Annotated in this window: 11 protein-coding genes and 1 pseudogene; 9 read left to right on the forward strand and 3 right to left on the reverse strand. The window is 72.6% G+C overall.

The window, feature by feature from the left end; all coding sequences use genetic code 11:
- Positions 1-2,411, reverse strand: a pseudogene (locus G6O68_RS30050) (hypothetical protein); the annotation flags it as partial.
- Between the two features lie 264 nt (positions 2,412-2,675).
- On the opposite strand from G6O68_RS30050, the gene G6O68_RS30055 reads away from it, so the two are divergent.
- Positions 2,676-3,929: an ammonium transporter gene (locus G6O68_RS30055; protein ID WP_165253170.1), complete on the forward strand. Its 1,254-nt coding sequence runs from the start codon at positions 2,676-2,678 to the stop codon at positions 3,927-3,929.
- Here G6O68_RS30055 and G6O68_RS30060 read toward each other — a convergent pair.
- Positions 3,920-4,804, reverse strand: a complete 885-nt coding sequence (locus G6O68_RS30060; protein WP_165253172.1) for an enoyl-CoA hydratase-related protein — start codon at positions 4,802-4,804, stop codon at positions 3,920-3,922. The genes G6O68_RS30055 and G6O68_RS30060 overlap by 10 nt on opposite strands.
- Positions 4,805-4,890: 86 nt before the next feature.
- On the opposite strand from G6O68_RS30060, the gene G6O68_RS30065 reads away from it, so the two are divergent.
- From G6O68_RS30065 to G6O68_RS30095, 7 genes are all read left to right on the forward strand, one after another.
- A complete protein-coding gene (locus G6O68_RS30065) occupies positions 4,891-5,295 on the forward strand; it encodes a hypothetical protein (protein ID WP_165253174.1) in 405 nt (134 codons plus the stop codon).
- A gap of 63 nt (positions 5,296-5,358) precedes the next feature.
- Positions 5,359-6,516 carry a hypothetical protein gene (locus G6O68_RS30070; protein ID WP_165253176.1) on the forward strand — a complete coding sequence of 386 codons (1,158 nt, stop codon included), beginning with the start codon at positions 5,359-5,361 and terminating at the stop codon, positions 6,514-6,516.
- Positions 6,517-6,950: 434 nt separating this feature from the next.
- Positions 6,951-9,032, forward strand: coding sequence for a prolyl oligopeptidase family serine peptidase (locus tag G6O68_RS30075; RefSeq protein WP_165253188.1), 2,082 nt, complete (start codon positions 6,951-6,953; stop codon positions 9,030-9,032).
- Positions 9,029-10,882, forward strand: coding sequence for a hypothetical protein (locus G6O68_RS30080; protein ID WP_165253178.1), 1,854 nt, complete (start codon positions 9,029-9,031; stop codon positions 10,880-10,882). The genes G6O68_RS30075 and G6O68_RS30080 overlap by 4 nt, the downstream gene beginning before the upstream one ends.
- Positions 10,875-12,734, forward strand: coding sequence for a hypothetical protein (locus G6O68_RS30085; protein WP_165253180.1), 1,860 nt, complete (start codon positions 10,875-10,877; stop codon positions 12,732-12,734). Before G6O68_RS30080 ends, G6O68_RS30085 begins: the two co-directional genes overlap by 8 nt.
- Positions 12,731-14,542: a hypothetical protein gene (locus G6O68_RS30090; protein WP_165253182.1), complete on the forward strand. Its 1,812-nt coding sequence runs from the start codon at positions 12,731-12,733 to the stop codon at positions 14,540-14,542. The genes G6O68_RS30085 and G6O68_RS30090 overlap by 4 nt, the downstream gene beginning before the upstream one ends.
- Positions 14,543-14,663: 121 nt before the next feature.
- Positions 14,664-15,155 (forward strand): hypothetical protein, encoded by a 492-nt coding sequence (locus G6O68_RS30095; RefSeq protein ID WP_165253184.1) that lies wholly within the window; start codon positions 14,664-14,666, stop codon positions 15,153-15,155.
- A gap of 52 nt (positions 15,156-15,207) precedes the next feature.
- On the opposite strand, the gene G6O68_RS30100 is transcribed toward G6O68_RS30095, so the two are convergent.
- A complete protein-coding gene (locus G6O68_RS30100) occupies positions 15,208-16,176 on the reverse strand; it encodes a PIG-L deacetylase family protein (protein WP_240911573.1) in 969 nt (322 codons plus the stop codon).
- Positions 16,177-16,319: 143 nt separating this feature from the next.
- Here G6O68_RS30100 and G6O68_RS30105 point away from each other — a divergent pair.
- On the forward strand, positions 16,320-18,141 hold a 1,822-nt coding region (locus tag G6O68_RS30105; RefSeq protein WP_165253186.1), incomplete at its 3' end, for a hypothetical protein.

The raw sequence follows: 18,141 nt of genomic DNA on the forward strand, positions 1-18,141 counted from the left end.
GAGGCCCCGTTGGGCGTGGCCAGGCTGATCGCCAGGAGGGGCTCGCCGTCGGCGTTGGGGGTGGGGCGGGCGTCCTTGGGGATGGTGACCTGCATCAGGTTGCGGCTGACGAGGACGGCCTCGGCGGACTTGCCGCCGGCGATGACGTGGGTGTCGTGGACGCTGAAGTTCTTCCCTTCCAGGAAGATGGTCGCCTCCTCGCCCGGCTCCGGGGGCTTGCCGTGCCAGGCCAGGAGGGCGGGCCGGAGCTGGCCGCCGCGCGAGCAGAAGACGCGGGAGTCGTTGTGCTCGGCCGAGAAGGGGACCCGGACCACCAGCCGCTGGGTGGGCATGAGGCTCTTGAGCTGGTTCAGCCGCTCGACGGCGATCTGCAGCTCCTCGGGGCGGTTGCTGGCGATGGTGCCGACGCGGTTCAGGGCGTTCTCGGCCTCGACGAGCCGGGCGGCGAGGTCGGACGCCCGCTCGATGGTGGCGTTGCGGCCGTCGGCCAGGTCGCTGGTCTTGAACCAGTTGGCGACGGTGATGAACTCGATCTTGGGGACGAAGTTGGGCATCACGATGAGCGCCGTGCACTCGCGCTGGCCGGGTTCCAGGCTCTGCTCCTTGTCCTCGCGTCCCAGGCCGTGCTGGACCATGTGCGAGACGGCGTCGAGCCCGTAGCGGCCGACGCGCGAGGTCTGGAGCCTCGGGTAGAAGATCCAGCCGAACGTGTTCTCGCCGGCGCCGAAGCCGACCATGGTGGGATTGAGCCGGATGGCGGCCTCGTCCTCGGCCAGCGCGGAGTCGCTGGAGAAGACCCCCGCGCCGCGGAAGGGGCCGAGGGGGACGCCGCCGATCAGGTCCAGGCCCGACGACGCGCGGCGGGCGACGGAGTCGGCCACGTTCTGCTGGGCGATGACCGGCTCGATGGCGTAGACCCGCAGCGGCCACTTGGCGTCGGTGTACTTCTGGAACAGGGCGAGGGCGTCGTCGGAGGGCTCGGGGCTGAAGAAGTTGACCCGGCGCAGGTCCTCGCGGCGAAGCTCGGGGAGTTGCTCGATCATGTCCTGCTTGAGCCGCGCGTTGAGGGCGGCGGCCTGGATCCGGAGCACGAAGCCCAGCGAGTCCAGCGTCCGGCGGCGGTTGGCGGCCGGCTCGACGACCGTGGCGGGAGAGCCCGCGCCCGAGGCGAGCATCACCGCGTCGTCGGCGGCCCCGGGCCGCATCGCGGCGAGCTTCGCGAAGTCGCGGCGGGCGATCATCGCCCCGAGCGATTCTAGCGGGTCTTCCTCCGGCGCCGTCGGTGCCGGCCCCTGGCCCGAGGCGGCGGCCCGGCCCGACGCCGACGGCGCGGCGGCCTGCTCCAGCAGGGAGTACGACGCTTCAAATTCGCCCCGGAGCCATTCGGAGATCCGCGCCCCGCGATGGTAGGGCTCGTCGGCCAGCTCGCGGGCGAGCTGCCGGCCGGACTCCTGGCGCAGGTGCCGGATGTTCTCGGGCCCGTAGAAGACCTCGGAATCGGCCGCGGCGACCAGCGCGAGCGGGCCGAGGCCGGGCCCGGAGGTCGGCTCGTCGTCCCCCGGCTCGTTGCAGATGGCCTGCGAGACGCTGCCGACGGCCTCGTTGATGACCGCGTTGCGGAGCGTGTGCCGCATCGTCTCGCGGTCCATCAGCGACTTGGCCGAGACCGTGATCATCGCCCCGCGCCCCCGGCGGTTCTTCGGCCCCGGCGAGAGCGTGACGGGGATCCGCACGAGGTACAGCCCGTAGCCCGGCCGGTCGGTCAGGTCGTCGCCGGCGTTGATCCGGCGGAGCTGGTTGAGGTGGTTCAGGTAGTGCGAGTGCTCGTCGAGGACGACCGTCGGCTCCAGCATCCCGGCGGCCGAGGGGTCGACGCCGGCCGCCTTGACCGCCGCGGCCGGGACCGTCGCCGCGGCGGCGGTGGCCGAGGTCGTCGCGTTCTGGCTGGCGATCAGGGCCAGCAGCGCCTTGGTCTCGTCGGTCTCGCTCGCGGCCGCCGTCGCGGCGGTCGAGCCCGCCGGCGGGACGTCCGCCAGCCCGGCGGCGAGCTGCAGCCGCTGGGCCTTGGCCTCGTTGCGGTTGATGGAGGCGTTGATGACCCCCTTGAACCCGACCTTGAGCCACTGCGCCATCTGCAGCTCGTACTCGGACCGGAACTTGGCGAGCCGGTCCTGGCCCCAGACGTCGGGCGACTTGACGCCGATCGTCCCCTGGTGGGTCATGCTCCGGTCCAGCTCGTCGATCATCTGCTCGACCCGGATCAGCGACGGGCGGTCCTCATGCCGCGCGAGGCTCGTCGGCACCGGCCAGGCGTTCGGCACGGTCGAGCAGCCGCCCGCCGTCGTCGCCAGCAGGGCCCCCAGGACGAGCCGCCTCGCCCCCATCTCTCGACGCGTCCGGGATCGTGCCATGGCCCCCTCGGGTGGAACCTGGATCGGGCCGGGCCGCCGTCGCGGCGCGCGCCCCCGCCTCCCGATCCAGCATCCGGGAGTTTGCCGATTTCCCCGAGTTCGCCAAGGCGGGATTCGCCGGATTGTAAAAAGCACCTGGCGCGGCGGGCGGGAGAATCGCGGGGTTCCCCGGCGCGCCTATCTTCTCAGGATCCCGTCGATCGCTAAGATTGAGGCCGTTCCGAAGCCGGGGGCGAACGCGAGAACGCGAAGGGTGCGTCGTTGATGATCGATCGGGCCGATACCCTGCTCGTGATGACCTGCGCGGCGATGGCGCTGCTGCTGACGCCGGCGATGGGCCTGTTCTTCGCGGGGATGGTGCGTCGCAAGAACGCGCTCTCGGCGTTCCTGGGGTGCCTGACGCCGCTGGGGATCGTGACGCTCCAGTGGCTCTTGCTGGGGCAGGGGCTGGCGTTCGGCCGCGACCTGTTCGGCGGCCTGATCGGCGTGCCGGACGGGGCCCTGTTCCACCTCCGGCCCGAGCCCCGGGGCGACCTGGCGACGACGATCCCGGGGCCGCTGTTCCTGAGCTTCCAGATGCTGGCGGCGGCCTTCGCGGCGGCGCTGGTCTCCAGCGCGGGGGCGGAGCGGGCGAGGTTCGCGGCGACGGCGGTCTTCGTGCTGCTCTGGACGACCTTCGTCTACGACCCGGTGGCCCACTGGATCTGGTCGCCCGACGGCTGGCTCCGGAAGTTCGGGGCGCGGGACTTCGCCGGCGGCTTGGTCGTACACGCGGCGGCGGGCGCGGCGGCGCTCTGCGTGGCGAGGGCCGTGGGCAAGCGACGCGGGTCCGACGTGGAGAGCCTCCGCCCCCACAACCTGCCGCTGACGGCGACCGGCACGGCCTTGCTCTGGTTCGCCTGGCTCGGCTTCAACGCGGGGCACGCCTGGGGCGTCTCGACGGGGGCCGTGGCGGCGTTCGTCGCCACGATCGCGGGGGGGGCGGCGGGGATGGCGGCCTGGTCGCTCGTGGAGTCGACGACGACGGGCAAGGCGACGTTCCTGGGCGCCTGCACGGGGGTCGTCGCGGGGCTCGTCGGCGTCTCGGCCGGGGCCGGCTACGTCGCGCCGCCGGCGGCGGCCGTCCTGGGCGCGACCGCGGCCCTGATCGCGCACGGCGCGATCCTGGTCAAGGGGAGGCTCGGCTACGACGACTCGCTCGACGTCTTCGGCGTGCACGGCGTCGCGGGGGTCGCCGGCGCCATCGGCCTGGGCCTGCTGGCCGACTCGGCGGTCGACCCGGGCGTCGTCGGCCTGTTCGAGGGCCGGGTGGAGCTGATCGTCGCCCAGCTCGTCGCGGTCGCGGCGGTCGTCGCCTACACCGTCGTCGCGACGACCGCGCTCCTGTTCGTCGTCGACCGGACGATGGGGCTGCGGGTCAGCCCCGAGGACGAGGAGCTGGGGCTGGACCTGACGCAGCACGGCCAGCGCGGCTACGTGCTGGGCGAGGGCGAGCGGCTCGGCGCGTCCTACCGCTGATCCTTGACCGCCGGGCGGTGAAAGTAGTCCTCGATGGCCTCGCGGGCCGACTCGCCCCGGGCGAGCGCGACGAGCCGCGCGACGGCGACCTCGCGGGCGACCTCGCGGCCCCCGGCCAGGTCGGTCTCGAGGACCTCGAGGATGGCGGCCTGGGCCTCGGGGTAGTCGATGGAGTGTCGTTCCAGCTTGTCCCGGGCGAAGTCCAGCTCGCCGGCCCAGGATTCGGCGTCGAAGGGACGCTCGGCGGGGGCCTCCGCCGAGAGGGTCTCGATCAGCCGCTCGGGCTCGTCGGCCGAGATCAGCTTCGAGACCACCCCCTGCGACCGCGCCTGGAGGAAGCCGATCGGGTTGCCGAACAGGAGCAGGTCCAGCGCGTCGCGGGGGGCGAGCAGGCGGGGCAGGTGCTCGATGGCCCCCCAGCCGGGGATCAGGCCCAGCCGGCACTCCGGCGTGCCGAGCAGGAGCGGCGCGCTCGACGCCAGCGCCGCGCGGTGACGGCAGGCCAGGGCCAGCTCCAGGCCGCCGCCGAGGCAGACGCCGTGCACCACCGCCGTCGTCGCCGGGCCCAGCCGCATCAGGCGGTCCAGCACGTCGAGCCCTCGGCGGACGTAGGCCTCGACCTCGGCGTTGGATTTGGCGTCGTGGAGCAGTTGCAGGTCGGTCCCGGCGCAGAAGCCCGAGGCCTTGCCGCTGCGGATCAGCACGCCCTGCACGCCGCAGTCCCCCTCCACCTCGGCCAGGCGCTCGTCCAGCTCGTCGAGCGCCGGCCGGTCCAGGACGTTCCGGTCGCGGCCCGGCTGGTCGAACCAGAGGGTCCAGACGCCGTCGCCGCCGCGATCCCATCGCCAGGCCGTGTCGCGCGCTTCGTCGGTCATGGTTTTCGCCTCGTCGGGTGGTTAGGATCTTTACGTACGAAAGGATCGCCCGAGGGGCCGCGGCCCGAGAGAGGAGCGACGGACCGATGACCGAGCCGAGCCGGGTCGCCGAGGACGTGAAGGCCGCGATGGGGGCCCTGGTCGGCGCGACCCTGGGATATTACACCTTCCAGCTCCTCTTGCGGCAGGGATTCTACGGGATGATGATCCCGGGCGCCCTGCTGGGCCTGGGCTGCGGGCTGGCCAGCCGGCGGCCCTCGACGGCCCGCGGCGTCGCCTGCGCGGCCGCCGCCCTGGCCCTGGGCCTGTTCGTCGAGTGGAAGTTCTTCCCGTTCGTCGCCGACCCCAGCTTCGCCTACCTGCTGACGCACATCCACGAATTGAAGGGTGTGGCGTTGCTGATGATCGCCGCCGGCGCGGGCTTCGCCTACTGGCTCGGCCGCGACGGGCGGGCCGGACGCTTCGGCGAGGTCGCGCGTCGCCCCGGTTGACCGGCCCCTTCCATCTGCGTTTCGGCCCGGGGGCCGGGCGGCCTCGATCAAAAAGGGTTCAGGATGACGGCGATCGGCGCGGAAGGTCGGGATGCGGGGGCGGATGCGCCCGAGGCGGCCCCGTCGGGCTTCGTCCTGGGGCTGTTCTTCGGCGAGTTCCGCGGCGACCTGGTCTTCCCCTACCCCTACCCCTACCCCTACCCCGGCCCCGCCGACCCGCCCGAGATTCCGCGGCGCGACGGCGTGGTCGTCGGTTACTGTCGGGAGATGCAGGACCGATTCACCGTGCTGGAGCCGCGCGGCCCGGCGGCCGTCGCCGAGGGCCTCGAAGCCTGGGCCCGCGGCCTGGAGCCCGTGGGCGACGTGGTGAGCTTCAACCGAATCCTCGCCGCCGCCCGGCTCGGCCTGCTGGCGAAGGGCCAACTCGCGGGGGCCCTCGCGCGGGGCCTGTGCCGAGAGGGAGCGTTGGCCCTCGTCGCCCGGCTGGCCGGGGCCGCCTACGCGCTGGAAGCGGCGACGTTCGAGGCGGCCGGCTGGCTCGACGCGGAGGTGGTCGACTTGCGCGAGCAGACGACGCGGCGGCGCGGGCGGGACCCGCGCGTCTCGGACATCCGGCTGGAGACGGCCTTCCTGAAGACCCTCGGCGAACGGCTCGTGAAGCCCGCCGCCTTCGCCGCCCTTCGGCTGAATGAGCCTTACGGCCGGGCGATCCTGGCCCTCCCGCGGAGCGGCGACGAGACGGCCGTCCGAGGCAGGGCCGCCGTCCAGAGTACCTTGCAAGGGTCGCCGGTCGGCTTCTGGACGATGCTCGGCCGTCGCCTGGCCCGCTCCGCGACCTTGCCGCGCGTGCCGGTCGTCACGCCGATGCTGCGGCCGTTCGCCGAGGCGTTGGGCCGGCGCACGGACGCCTTCGGGCGGGTCGTCGAGCGGGGCTGTTCGAACTGGTCGTACCTCGCCCTAGGCGACGTTTGGCTCGATTACGCGAACGCGGCGGTCGGTGCGCTCGCCTCGTCTGCCTGCGTCCTCGCCCGGCTCGACGCGTCCGCCGCCTCGGGGAAGGCCCGGCCCGACGAACACGCGATCGCCGAGCTGTTCCTGCGCGAGAGCGGCCGACGGTTCGACCAGGCCCTCCGCGACCTCGTCCGCAAGCCCGACCGCGAGGCCGTCGCCGCCGGCATCACTCTGCTCCACGAATCCGCCCGGACGCGAGGCCGCCCATGAAGCCGTCGCGTTCCATCCCTTCCCCCCTGGCGGGGGAAGGTGCCCCGAAGGGGCGGATGAGGGGGGGACGAGCGAGACGGCCGTTGCGGTTCGGAGGCCCATTCCCGAGGCCCTCGGCCGTGCGGACGAGGCTTCAAAATCCGAGGCTCCCCGCGCGCGTCACCCCCTCATCTGACCGCTTCGCGGTCTGTCTTCCCCCGCGAGGGGGGAAGACCGCATCAGGCCGACGACCCCGGGCTCCCCGACGGCGACATTTCGACGGGGCACCACGAGGGGAGAAGCCAGGCCGTCAAAGGCCGTTCGCCGACCCCGCCCGACCCTCCAAGCGTCTTTTCCCGAACCGACGAACCACGCGACAGGAGCGAATTCATCCCATGAACCGATTCCCGCGCATCCTCGCGACCGCCCTCCTCCTCGGAGCCTCAGCACGCCCGATGAAAGCCGACGAACCCGCGAAGCCGTTCCCGTACCCCGACGCCCCCAAGTCCGACGCGATCGACGTCTACCACGGTACGAAGGTCGCCGACCCGTACCGGCCGCTGGAGGACCCCGATTCCGACGTCACCCGCGCCTGGGTCGAGGCCGAGAACAAGATCACCAACGGCTTCCTCGGCTCAGTCCCGCAGCGTGAGGCCATCCGCGCCCGCGTCACCGAGCTTTGGGACTACGAGAAGTTCAGCGCCCCGGGGAAGAAGGGGGGCAAGTACTTCTACACCCACAACACGGGCCTGCAGAACCAGGGCGTCCTGTTCGTCCTCGACGCCCTCGACGGCCAGGGCCGGACGCTGCTCGACCCCAACACCTTGTCGGCCGACGGCACCGTCGCGCTCTCGGGCACCGTCGCCAGCGACGGCGGCGGGCTGCTGGCTTACGGGATCGCCGAGGCCGGCTCGGACTGGAACACCTGGAAGGTCCGCGACGTCGCCACCGGCAAGGACCTGGACGACCGCCTGGAGTGGATCAAGTTCTCCTCCGCCGTCTGGACTCCCGACGACAAGGCCTTCTTCTACGGCCGCTTCCCCGCCCCCGAGCCGGGGCAGGACCTGAAGGGGGCGAACTACTACCAGAAGGTCTACCTCCACAAGGTCGGCACGCCCCAGGATCAGGATGCATTGATCTGGGAGGACCCCGAGCACAAGGAGTGGGAGGCCTCGCCCACCGTCAGCGACGACGGCCAGTACCTGATCCTCACCCTCCACAAGGGGACCGACGCCAAATACCGCGTGCTCTATCGGCCGCTCGACGCGAGCGAGGCCAAGCCGACCCACCTCGTCGGCGAGTTCGACGCCGAGTACGACTTCCTGGACAACGACGGCCCCGTCTTCTGGTTCAAGACCAACAAGGACGCCGAGCGCGGGCGGGTCGTCGCGATCGACGTCCGCGACCCGGACCCCGCCAAGTGGGTCGAGCTGATCCCCGAGGCCGAGGAGACGCTGGAAGGCGTCGACGTCGTCGGCGACCGGTTCCTCGCCACGTATCTGAAGGACGCCCACACCGTCGTCCGCGTCTTCGACCTGTCGGGCAAGCACGTCCGCGACGTGGACCTGCCGGGCCTCGGCACCGCCTCGGGCTTCGGCGGCAAGCGGAAGGACAAGGAGACCTTCTACGCGTTCACCTCGTACACCACCCCCGCCACCATCTACCGCTACGACGTGGAGACCGGCGCGAGCACCGTCTGGCGCAAGCCGACCTTGAAGTTCGACCCGTCCGCGTATGAGACCGTCCAGGTCTTCTACACGAGCAAGGACGGCACCAAGATCCCGATGTTCCTGACGGGCAAGAAGGGCATCCAGAAGGACGGCTCGAACCCGACCCTGCTGTATGGCTACGGCGGCTTCAACATCCCGCTGACGCCGGGCTTCAGCCCCTCGGCCCTGACCTGGATGGAGATGGGGGGGCTCTACGCCGTGGCCAACCTGCGGGGCGGCGGCGAGTACGGCGAGAGCTGGCACCAGGGGGGGACGAAGCTCGACAAGCAGAACGTCTTCGACGACTTCATCGCGGCGGCCGAATGGCTGATCGCGGAGAAGTATACCAATAAGTTCAAGCTGGCGATCTCGGGCCGGTCGAACGGCGGCCTGCTCGTCGGCGCCTGCATGACCCAGCGGCCGGACCTCTATGGCGCGTGCCTGCCGGGCGTGGGGGTGCTGGACATGCTCCGGTTCCACAAGTTCACCATCGGCTGGGCCTGGATCGACGACTACGGGTCCTCGGACGACGCCGAGCAGTTCAAGGCCCTGTACGCCTACAGCCCGCTGCACAACGTCAAGCCGGGGACCTGCTACCCGCCGACGATGGTGACGACGGCCGACCACGACGACCGCGTCGTCCCCGCCCACAGCTTCAAGTTCGCCGCCGCCCTCCAGGCCGCCCAGGCGTGCGACAACCCGGTCCTGATCCGCATCGAAACCAAGGCCGGCCACGGCGCCGGCAAGCCCACGGCGAAGGTCATCGAGGAGGCCGCCGACCAGTGGGCCTTCCTCGTGAAGGTGCTGAACGTCGGGGCGAAGCCGTGAACGAAGTGGAGGCGAAGGCCCCCGAAGCCCCCCCCGCCGCGACGGCCGACCCCGGCGTGGCGGGGCCGACCCCGCCGGGCTGGCGCGACGGCCTGCGCGACCTCGGCCGGGGGATGGAGTTCGGCGCGTGGATCGCGGCCGGCGTGGCGATCCCGACCGCAGGCTCCCTGCTCGGAGTCGTGCTGGGCGTGATCGTGAGTTCGTCGGTCCTCTACTTGAAGATCGGGGGGCTGGCCACTGTCACCGGCCGGTGGGCCCTGATTTGCGCCGCGATCTGCGCGGTGTGCGCCATGCCGGTCGGCGTGGCGGCGTGGCTTGTCCGGGGGATCCTGAAGCGGGCGGGCCGGCTCGGGCCCGACGCCGCGACGCGACGTCGCCGCCGCCGTCGACGTTGGGCCGCCGTGGCGGGGCTGGCGATGCTCGCGACGCTTGCGGCCATGGGCGCGACGTGCTACCTGGATCGCTATGCGACCCGGGTCGCCAAGGAGGCCATCGCGGCGACCTATGAACTCGACCCGGACTGGCGGCTCGACGACCTTTTGGAGACCCGAGAGGAGGTGCCGGACGACGAGAACTCCGCCCTCATCACGGCCAAGGTCTACGAACTCCTCCCGAAACCCTGGCCCCCGAATCCGCCCCCCGAGGACGCCCCCCGCGAGCCCGGAGTGGTCGACGTCGCCACCGCCCTGGAACGGGCCGTGGAGGCCGACTCCTCGCGTCGTCTGGACGAGGAGACCACCGAGGCGATCCGGGCCGAGCTGGAGAAGCACCGCGAGGCCGTGGCGCTCGCGCGGTCGCTCGCCGACTACGATCGAGGTCGGCACGAGCTGGAGATCGGGCCCAAGATCATCGACACGCTCCTGCCCGAGACCCAGAACGCCCGCACCTCGCCGCGGCTCCTGAACGCCGACGCCATCCTCTCCGCCCAGTTCGGCGAGCTGGATGCAGCCCTCGAATCGTGCCGCGCCATCATCGGCGCGGCGAGGTCGATCGGCGACGAGCCGTTCCTGATCTCGCAACTCGTCCGCATGGCGATCGACGCCAATGCGGAACACGTCGTCCGCCGCGTGCTGGCGCAGGGGGAGCCCTCGGAGGAGGCCCTCGCGGCGCTTCAGGAACTCCTCGAAGATGAGCGCGAGCAGCCGCGGCTCTGGTGGGCCGTGCGCGGGGAGCGAGCCGGCCTCGTCGAGCTGATCAGCCGTCTCATGGAGGGCGAGCTGGAACTTGACGACCGTGCCAACGTGAAGTCCGCCCCGGGCCCGATCATCGACCCGATCATGATCGTCGGGGGCAAATATCAGGTCGCCGTCGCTTTGCGCTGGTTCAACCAGTGGCTGGCGATGCTCGACCGACCGGAATGGGAATGGCCGGCGGCCCTGGCCGCTTGGGAGGTCGAATACCGAGAGGCCGCCGAATCCCGCTTCGCCAGGTACACGACGACCGTCCCCTTGTTCCTGATGCCGGCCATCAAATCCACGCTCGAAGCCGAGCTTCGCATCCGCGCCGTGTTCGGCTCGCTGATCATCCTCGTCGCCGCGGAACGCCAGCGCCAGGCGACGGGGGAGTGGCCGACTTCCATCGGCGAGATCGACCGGGACGTCCTCCCCGAGCCGCCCCTCGACCCCTACTCGGGCGAGCCTTACCGCATGGGGTACGCCGACGGCCGCCTGCTCATCTACACGCTCGGCCCGAACCTCACGGACGAGGGGGGCGCGTACGAACTCAAGACCTGGAAGGACAAGGTCGGCCGCGACGACGTGGGCACCGTCGGGTACGACCCACCGCTGCGCGGGCGGCCCCCCGAGGCCGAGGACGGACGGACGACCGCTGAGGATCCGAGGGATGACTGAGTCGACCCCCCCCGAGGACGGACGCCCCGAGGTCGCCGCCGCGCCCAGCGTTGCCGCCCCGCCCCGGCGCGGCTGGCGGGACGGCCTGGGCGACCTGGGGCGGGGGATGGAGTTCGGGGCCTGGGTCTCGGCCCTGATCTCCGTGCCGACGGCGTGCCTGCTGATCGGCGGGTCGGCCGCGATGCTCCTGTACGCGGAGATGCCGGGCGTGGTGCTCGGCCTGCTCGCCTACGCCGGGCGTTCGTTCGGGCTCTGCCTGGTGTGGAGCCTGCCGGCGGCGATCCCGGCGGGGGTGGTCGCGTGGCTGTATCGGGGCGTCGCCGCGCGGCTGGGGAGGCCGGGCGTCGAGCCGAGCGTCCGGAAGCGTCGCCGACGCCGGCGCTGGGCCGTCGCGGCCGGGCTCGGGGCGGTCGCGATGATCGTCGGCTTCTTCGGCGGGAGCTACCTCTGCCGCGTCGCCTCTCGCAACGCCGAGCAGGCCGTCGCCGAGACCGACGAACTCGACCCCGACTGGCGGCTCGACGACCTGATGGCGACCCGCGAGGAGGTCCCCGACGACGAGAATTCGGCCCTGATCGTCGCCGAGGTCGTCGACGTCCTCCCCGAGGGTTGGGACCAGAAGCCTTTGAAGAAGCCCGGCTCCCCCGATCCCGATCCCGACGCCCCCCTGGACCCGGCCACCGCACTTGAGCGGGCCGAGGATCTCGACGAATCGCGGAGCCTGCCCGACGACGTGGCGAGGGTCATCGGCGACGAGTTGGAGAAGCTCTCCGAGGCGGTCGACCTGGCGCGCCAGGTCGCCGACTACGACCGAGGCCGGCACGAACTGGAGCTGGGGCCGACCCTGATCGACACGCCCCTGGCCGAGACCCAAAACGCCCGCGGCGCGGCCCGGCTGCTCCGCGCCGACGCCCTAATCCTGGCCCACGACGGCGCGATCGACGAGGCGCTCGACTCCTGCCGCGCCATCCTCGGCGTCGCCCGCTCGATCGGCGACGAGCCTTTCGCGATCAGCCAGCTCGTGCGGACCGCGATCGACTTCGTGGCGACGAAGGCCGCCCGCCGGGCCCTGGCCCAGGGCGAGGCCTCCGACGAGGCCCTCGCCGCGCTCCAGGCCCTGATCCTGGACGAGTACGACCAGCCCCGCCTGGACTACGCCCTGTGCGGCGAGCGCGCCATGCTGGTGGAGCTGATCGGGCGGATCGGCGACGGCGAGCTGTCGATGGACGCCCTCAGCGGCGCCAAGGGGCCCGACGGCGGCCCGCCCCCGGTCCGGTCGCTCAGCGGCCTCACCGTCGTCCGGAGCTGGTACGAGACGTCGGTCGCGCTGCGGTGGTTCAACGAGCTGATCTCCGTCCTCGAACTCCCCGAGGATGTCTGGCCCGACGCGTTGGAGGCCTACCAGGTCCGGGTGGAGGCCGTCAGGAAGTCGCGGATCGGGCCCTACACCGCGACGCTGCCGATCCTCATGATGCCCGCGATCGAGTCCATCTTCCAAGCCGAGCTGCGGCTCCGCGCCGAGCTGGGGGCGACGGCCCTCCTGATCGCCGCCGAGCGCCATCGCCTGGCGACCGGCGCCTGGCCGGCGTCCCCCGGCGACATCGACGACGAGTTGCTGGACGTCGGCCAGCCCTCCGACCCCCACACCGGCGAACCCTTCCGCATGGAACACGTCGACGGCCGATTGCGTATCTATTCGATCGGCCCCAACCTCCGGGACGAGCGCGGTTCTTACATCCCGAGGAAGGCCGACTGGAACCAGACCGACGACGACATCGGCGCCGTCGGCTACGACCCCGACCTGCGCGGGCGCCCGCCCGACCCGAAGCCCCCCGAAGGAGTCGAGCGATGAGCGAGCCCGCCGCAAACGCCGAGGGTGCGAAGGCCGGCGAAGGGGACTCGTCCCCGACCCTGCGCCGTTTGTGGCGAGGGGCCGTCGGGGGCGGGCTCGGCGTGGTCGCCGTGACGCTGTTCGTGCTCCTGGTGGGGCTGGCCGCTTCGGCCGGCGTCGCCTGTTTCTCGGGGGTGCCGGACGGCGGCCGCGGGCTGTTGGATTTCGTCCTCCGCACGCTGCTCTGGGGAGGACTCATGGCGACCTACCTGGCGATCCTGGGGGCGGTCGGCAACGCGATCGTGGGCGGGCTGGCGGCTCGGCTTCGACGGCGCGGCGAGATCGCCGGCCCGGAACCGGAAATCCCCGGCCGGTCCTGGCGCGCGTGGGCTCGCCGGTTGCTTGGAGTGGCGGCGGCGACGGCGGTCGTCGCCTTCCTCGCGGGCGCCTATCTGGGCCATGAGGTCGAGTCGCGATGGCGGACCCTGGCCGCCGAGGCCGACGCCGTCGACCCTGGCTGGCGGCTGGATCGACTCCTCGCCGACCGCGAGCCCGTCCCCGTCGCCGACAACGGCGCGATCGTCGCCGCGCAGGCGGCCGCCGGCCTCCCCGACGACTGGCCGCCGGCCGAGGATCGGCGGCTCCAGGATGCGTTCGAGATCCTGTCGGACCTTCCCGTCAAGGAACGCCTCGACGTTGAAGACGCGGCGGTGATCGACGCCGAGCTGCAAAAGCTCGCGGGGGCCCTGGCGATCGCCCGCCGGCTCGCCGATTACGACCGCGGACGCACCGACCCGGCCATCGGGCTCGACGTCTTCGAGACGCCGCTCCCGCATCTCCAGTCGACGCGAGGCGTCGCGCGCCTGCTCAAGTATGACGCCGCCATGCGGGCGCATCGCGGCGACGCGGACGGCGCGATCGCCTCGTGCCTCGCCGTGCTGGGGGCGGCGCGGTCGATCGGCGACGAGCCCATGCTGATCTCGCAACTCGTCCGCTCGGCGATCGACGCCGCGGCCGAGGCGGCCGTCCGGCGCGCGTTGGGGCAGGGGGAGGCCGGCGATGCGGTGCTGGCTCGCCTCCAGGACGCCTTGCTCCGCGAGGCCCGCCACCCGTTCATCGAGCAGGGCGAGCGCGGCGAGCGGGCGATGCTCATGGAATTCGTCGTCCGCATGGGGGACGGCCGGATGCGCGGGACTTCGACGGAGGAAGGCTTCCGCGTGATTCCCGACCCCTGGTTCAAGCTCTGGATGGACCACCAGGCGGCCGTCACGCTCGAACACATGAACGAGCTGATCGCGATCCCGACCGCGCCGCCGTCCGAACACCTGCGGGACCTCGCCGCCTGGGCGCCGGCCTTCTTCCGGCGGGTCGGGCCCGGCCGGCTGGGTCGGGCCCTCGCCACGATCCCGTTCCACATGACCCCGGCGGTCGACAAGGCGGCCCTGGCGATGCACCAGCGCCGGGCGAGCCTGGGGGCGCTGGCGATCGTGGTCGCGATCGAGCGTCAACGCCTCAAGACCGGCGCCTGGCCCGAGTCGATCGACGCGATCGATCCGGCGATCCTGCCCCAGCCGCCCCTCGACCCGTTCACAGGCGAGCCGTACCGGATGCTCCGCGACGAGGGCCGGATCCGCGTCTACGCCGTCGGCCCCAACGGCGAGGACGACGACGGCGACGACGTCCCCGACCTCTGGTCTTCCGGGGGCCCGGACGACGCGGGCGCGGAGGTGTGGGACGTCGACCTCCGCGGCCTGCCTTTGGAGGCCGGAGAGCCGCCCGCATCGGCGACGGGGGCGGCGGAAAACGATGCTGGCGGCGATCGGTCGTGAAGGGCCGGGGACCCGGCTCACGCGTCCGAGGGTGGGGGCCTCGGGGCCCTCGCGTGTGATAGACTCCCTCAGGCCGAGGTCCGGCCCCGGGATCGACGCGGAAACTGATAAGGGCTCAACGATGACAAGCGGCCTGTTCGTCCTCACCGTCGTGCACGTCGCCATCAGCCTGGCGGCCATCGCTTCGGGGTTCGTGGTCCTCTTCGGGCTGATCGCGGGCAAGCGGCGGGACGGCTGGACGGCGTTCTTCCTGGCGACGACGGTCGCCACGAGCATCACCGGCTTCTTCTTTCCGATCACCCGGCTCACGCCGGGGCTGGTCCTGGGGGCGATCTCGCTCGTCGTCCTGGCGGTCGCCGTCTACGCCCGGTACGCCCGCCGGCTCGCGGGGGCCTGGCGTCCCGTCTACGTCGTCGCGTCGATGACGGCGCTGTACTTCAACGTCCTCGTGCTCATCGTGCAGTCGTTCCAGAAGGCGCCCGCCCTGAGGGCCCTGGCCCCGACGCAGAGCGAGCCGCCGTTCCTGGTCGCCCAGCTCGCGACGCTCGCGGCGTTCCTCGTCCTGGGCGCGCTCGCGGTGAGGCGGTTCCCGGCCCAGCCGTCGACGGCCTGACCGCCGGCCGGAGCCCCGCCGAGGTCCGGTCGGCGGGGGCGTCGGCCGGCGGTCAGGGCTTCGCCGGCTCGGCTTCGCCGAAGAAGGGGAAGATCCGCATCAGCTCGGCCTTGTCGGGCTGGCGGCCGTATTCGCAGACCTGGAAGGCCTCGGCGGCCTGGACGGCCTTGCCCTTCTCCTCGCCCAGCAGCTCGACGAGCTTGTCGCGGAAGCGGTCGGCGGAGGCGCCGTAGCGCTTGAGGACCTGGCCCTTGAACCAGGTCTTGCGCTCGGCGGGGTCCTTGGGGACCTCGTCCAGATAGCCCTCGATCCAGGGGAGCCACTCGAAGAACTGGCTGTCCATCTCGGCCAGGGCGGCGACCTTCCGGTCCAGCACCGGGTCGATCGGCACGACGACGTCGGGGCGGAACGGGTTGGGCTGCTGGAAGCGGTCGGCGACGTAGAGGAAGACCGGGTTGTGCTTGAGCGCCGGGACGTCCGGGCAGAAGTTGGGGACGGCCACCATGTAGGCGGTGTCCTGCACCAGGATCCCGGTGTAGCGGTGGTCGGGGTGATAGTCGTTGGGGCGGGGGGCGATGACGACGTTCGCGTCCCAGCGGCGGATGGCGCGGGCGACGGCCTTGCGGTTCTCCAGGGTGGGGAGCAGCTCGCCGTCGTGGTTGTCGAGCGTCTCCGACTCCACGCCCAGGATCTTCGCGGCGCGGACGGATTCCTCGCGGCGGCGGCGGGCGAGCGGGCCGCCGGAGATCTCGTGGTGGCCGATGTCGCCGTTGGTCAGGCTCACGAACTTGACCTTGTGGCCGGCGTCGACCCAGCGCGCGGCGGCGCCGCCGGCGGTCAGCTCGCAGTCGTCGGGGTGGGCGCCGAAGACGATGATCCGGAGGCTCTCTGTCGGTTCCATCGCGGTCTCTCCGCCGAAGGCCGGTGCGGCCCCCGGTCGCGTGATCAGCAGGCAGGCCAGGGCGAGGGTCAGCGAAAGGTTCAGGGCGGACGGCCGTCGGCCGCCGGGGGGACGCTTCATGGGACGGCTCCTTGGGGGCGGTGGGCCCGGGGGACGACCGGGCCGGGATCGACGAAGCCAGCGTACCATCTCCTCGCCGCGAGGCGACGGGGCGCCGGCGGACGCTTGTCGGGCGCGAAAGCCGATCCGTACAATCGAGGGTTATGAGAGCCCACCCGGAAGCCCAGACCGGCCTCGCGTCGCTCCGACCCCTCGTCGTCGCCCTCGGGGCGCTGGGGGCGGCCGCCCTGGTCGTCCCGCGCGCCCCGGCCGCGCCCCCCGACCGGCTCGAACGCCCCGGCGGGCCTCGCGTCGAGGGGAGGCTCCGGTTCGACCCCGACGCCGGCTTCCGCTTCGAGGCGGCCGGCGAGCCCGGCGCCCCGGCGCAGGCCCGCGCGGTCGGCCCCGGCGGCGTGGTCGAGTTCACGCCGGGAGCCGCGCCGGCCGCCATCCCCCCCTTGTTCCAGGCCGGGCTGGGCGAGTCCGGGCGGATCTCCGGGACCCTGCGGGCCGTGGCCGAGGACGCCGTGACGCTGGCGGTCCCCTGGCAGGCCGAGCCCGTCTCGCTCCGCCGGCCGGGGGTGCAATGGCTGGTGCAGCGGCTGGGCGAGGCCCGCGTCCTGGCCGACGGCTTCGACGCCCTCGACCCCGCCTGGGGCGTCGTGGGCCGCCCCCGCGCCGTGGTCGAGGACGGCGAGTCGGCCCTGCTGCTGCCGCCGACCGGGACCTCGATCGAGCGCCGGTTCGGCGAGCCGATCGACGCCGGCCGGGTCGACCTGACGTTCCGCGACGACGGCGCCGTCCGCGCCGACCGCCGCTGGACGCTGGAGCTGACCTTCCGGGCGCCCGGCGGGCCGGCGAGCGTCCGCGTGCTGCTGGGCTGGGCCGAGGAGAGCCTGGCGGTGGAGACCCCCGAGGGGCCGTCGCTGGCCGTCCAGCGCCTGGCCCGCACCGACGCCTGGCGGCGGCTGACCGTCCGGTTCGGCGCGGACCGCACCGAGATCGCGGTCGACGACAAGGACCTGGCCCACGGCCGGGGCCCGGCGGGTCCGCTGGAATCGATCCGGATCGCGACCGCCGGCGAGCCGGCCGACGAGGAAGGGCCCGGCGCCTACGTCGGCGAGATCCAGGTCGCCCGGTCCGCCCAGGTCCCCTCCAGCCTGGAGATCGACCCGTCCCAGGACGAGGCCCGCCTGGTGGTCGGCGACCAACTCTTCGGGGCGATCCGCGTCGGCGGCCGCGACAAGGTCGCCATGCTGGTGGACGACCGGCCGGTCGACCTGGACTGGGCCGACCTCGCCGGGCTCTATTTCCGCCGCGACCCCGCCGCCGGCGCGGCCGTGTCCGGGGCGCTGGCCCGGGTGGAGTGGCGAGCCGGCGGCGACGAGCCGGACGGCCTCCCCGACTTCGCCGAGGGCGCCGTGGCCGCGCTCACGGACGACGCCCTGACCCTCGCCACCCCGTACGCCGGCACGCTCCGCATCCCCCGCGACCGGCTCACGAGCCTTCGCGTCCTGGAGCCCGGCCTCCGGCTGGTGATCGACCCCTGCGCCCACCACCTGGGCGACGAGGTCTCCACCACCCCGCCCATGCTGGACCCGCCCATGCCCGAGGGGGGCGTGCTGGAGCGTCCGTTCGACGCCCCGGCCGACGCCCTCGCCGCCGGGCCGGCGTTCGCCGTGCTCGACGTGCTCGGCGTGGTGGGCGCGGCGACCGGGCTGCCGTTCTCGGACTACGTCCGGCGCGGGGAGCTGAAGACCTACCTCGTCGTCAACGGCCGTCGGGTCGACGACCTCAACCGCCACGTCCCCGACGCCAACGAGACCCCCCGGCGGATCCGCGTGCCGATCCCGGCCGACGCCCTCCGACCCGGCGGCAACGCCCTCCGCATCGAACAGACCGGGATCGCCGACAACCCCGAGTGGTTCGACGACCTGGGGATCCTCGGCGTGGCCGTCGAGTTCGCCGCCCCCCCCCCCGTCCTGT

The sequence above is a fragment of the Paludisphaera soli genome, assembly GCF_011064595.1.
In the GTDB taxonomy this organism is placed as follows: domain Bacteria; phylum Planctomycetota; class Planctomycetia; order Isosphaerales; family Isosphaeraceae; genus Paludisphaera; species Paludisphaera soli.

What these genes read in the sequence shown, in the direction of transcription:
- G6O68_RS30095 (WP_165253184.1), top strand. Translation starts at nt 14,664, where the DNA reads ATGACAAGCGGCCTGTTCGTCCTCACCGTCGTGCACGTCGCCATCAGC.
- G6O68_RS30070 (WP_165253176.1), top strand. Translation starts at nt 5,359, where the DNA reads ATGACGGCGATCGGCGCGGAAGGTCGGGATGCGGGGGCGGATGCGCCC.
- G6O68_RS30100 (WP_240911573.1), bottom strand. Translation starts at nt 16,176, where the DNA reads ATGAAGCGTCCCCCCGGCGGCCGACGGCCGTCCGCCCTGAACCTTTCG.
- G6O68_RS30075 (WP_165253188.1), top strand. Translation starts at nt 6,951, where the DNA reads ATGAAAGCCGACGAACCCGCGAAGCCGTTCCCGTACCCCGACGCCCCC.
- G6O68_RS30055 (WP_165253170.1), top strand. Translation starts at nt 2,676, where the DNA reads ATGATCGATCGGGCCGATACCCTGCTCGTGATGACCTGCGCGGCGATG.
- G6O68_RS30060 (WP_165253172.1), bottom strand. Translation starts at nt 4,804, where the DNA reads ATGACCGACGAAGCGCGCGACACGGCCTGGCGATGGGATCGCGGCGGC.
- G6O68_RS30090 (WP_165253182.1), top strand. Translation starts at nt 12,731, where the DNA reads ATGAGCGAGCCCGCCGCAAACGCCGAGGGTGCGAAGGCCGGCGAAGGG.
- G6O68_RS30065 (WP_165253174.1), top strand. Translation starts at nt 4,891, where the DNA reads ATGACCGAGCCGAGCCGGGTCGCCGAGGACGTGAAGGCCGCGATGGGG.
- G6O68_RS30085 (WP_165253180.1), top strand. Translation starts at nt 10,875, where the DNA reads ATGACTGAGTCGACCCCCCCCGAGGACGGACGCCCCGAGGTCGCCGCC.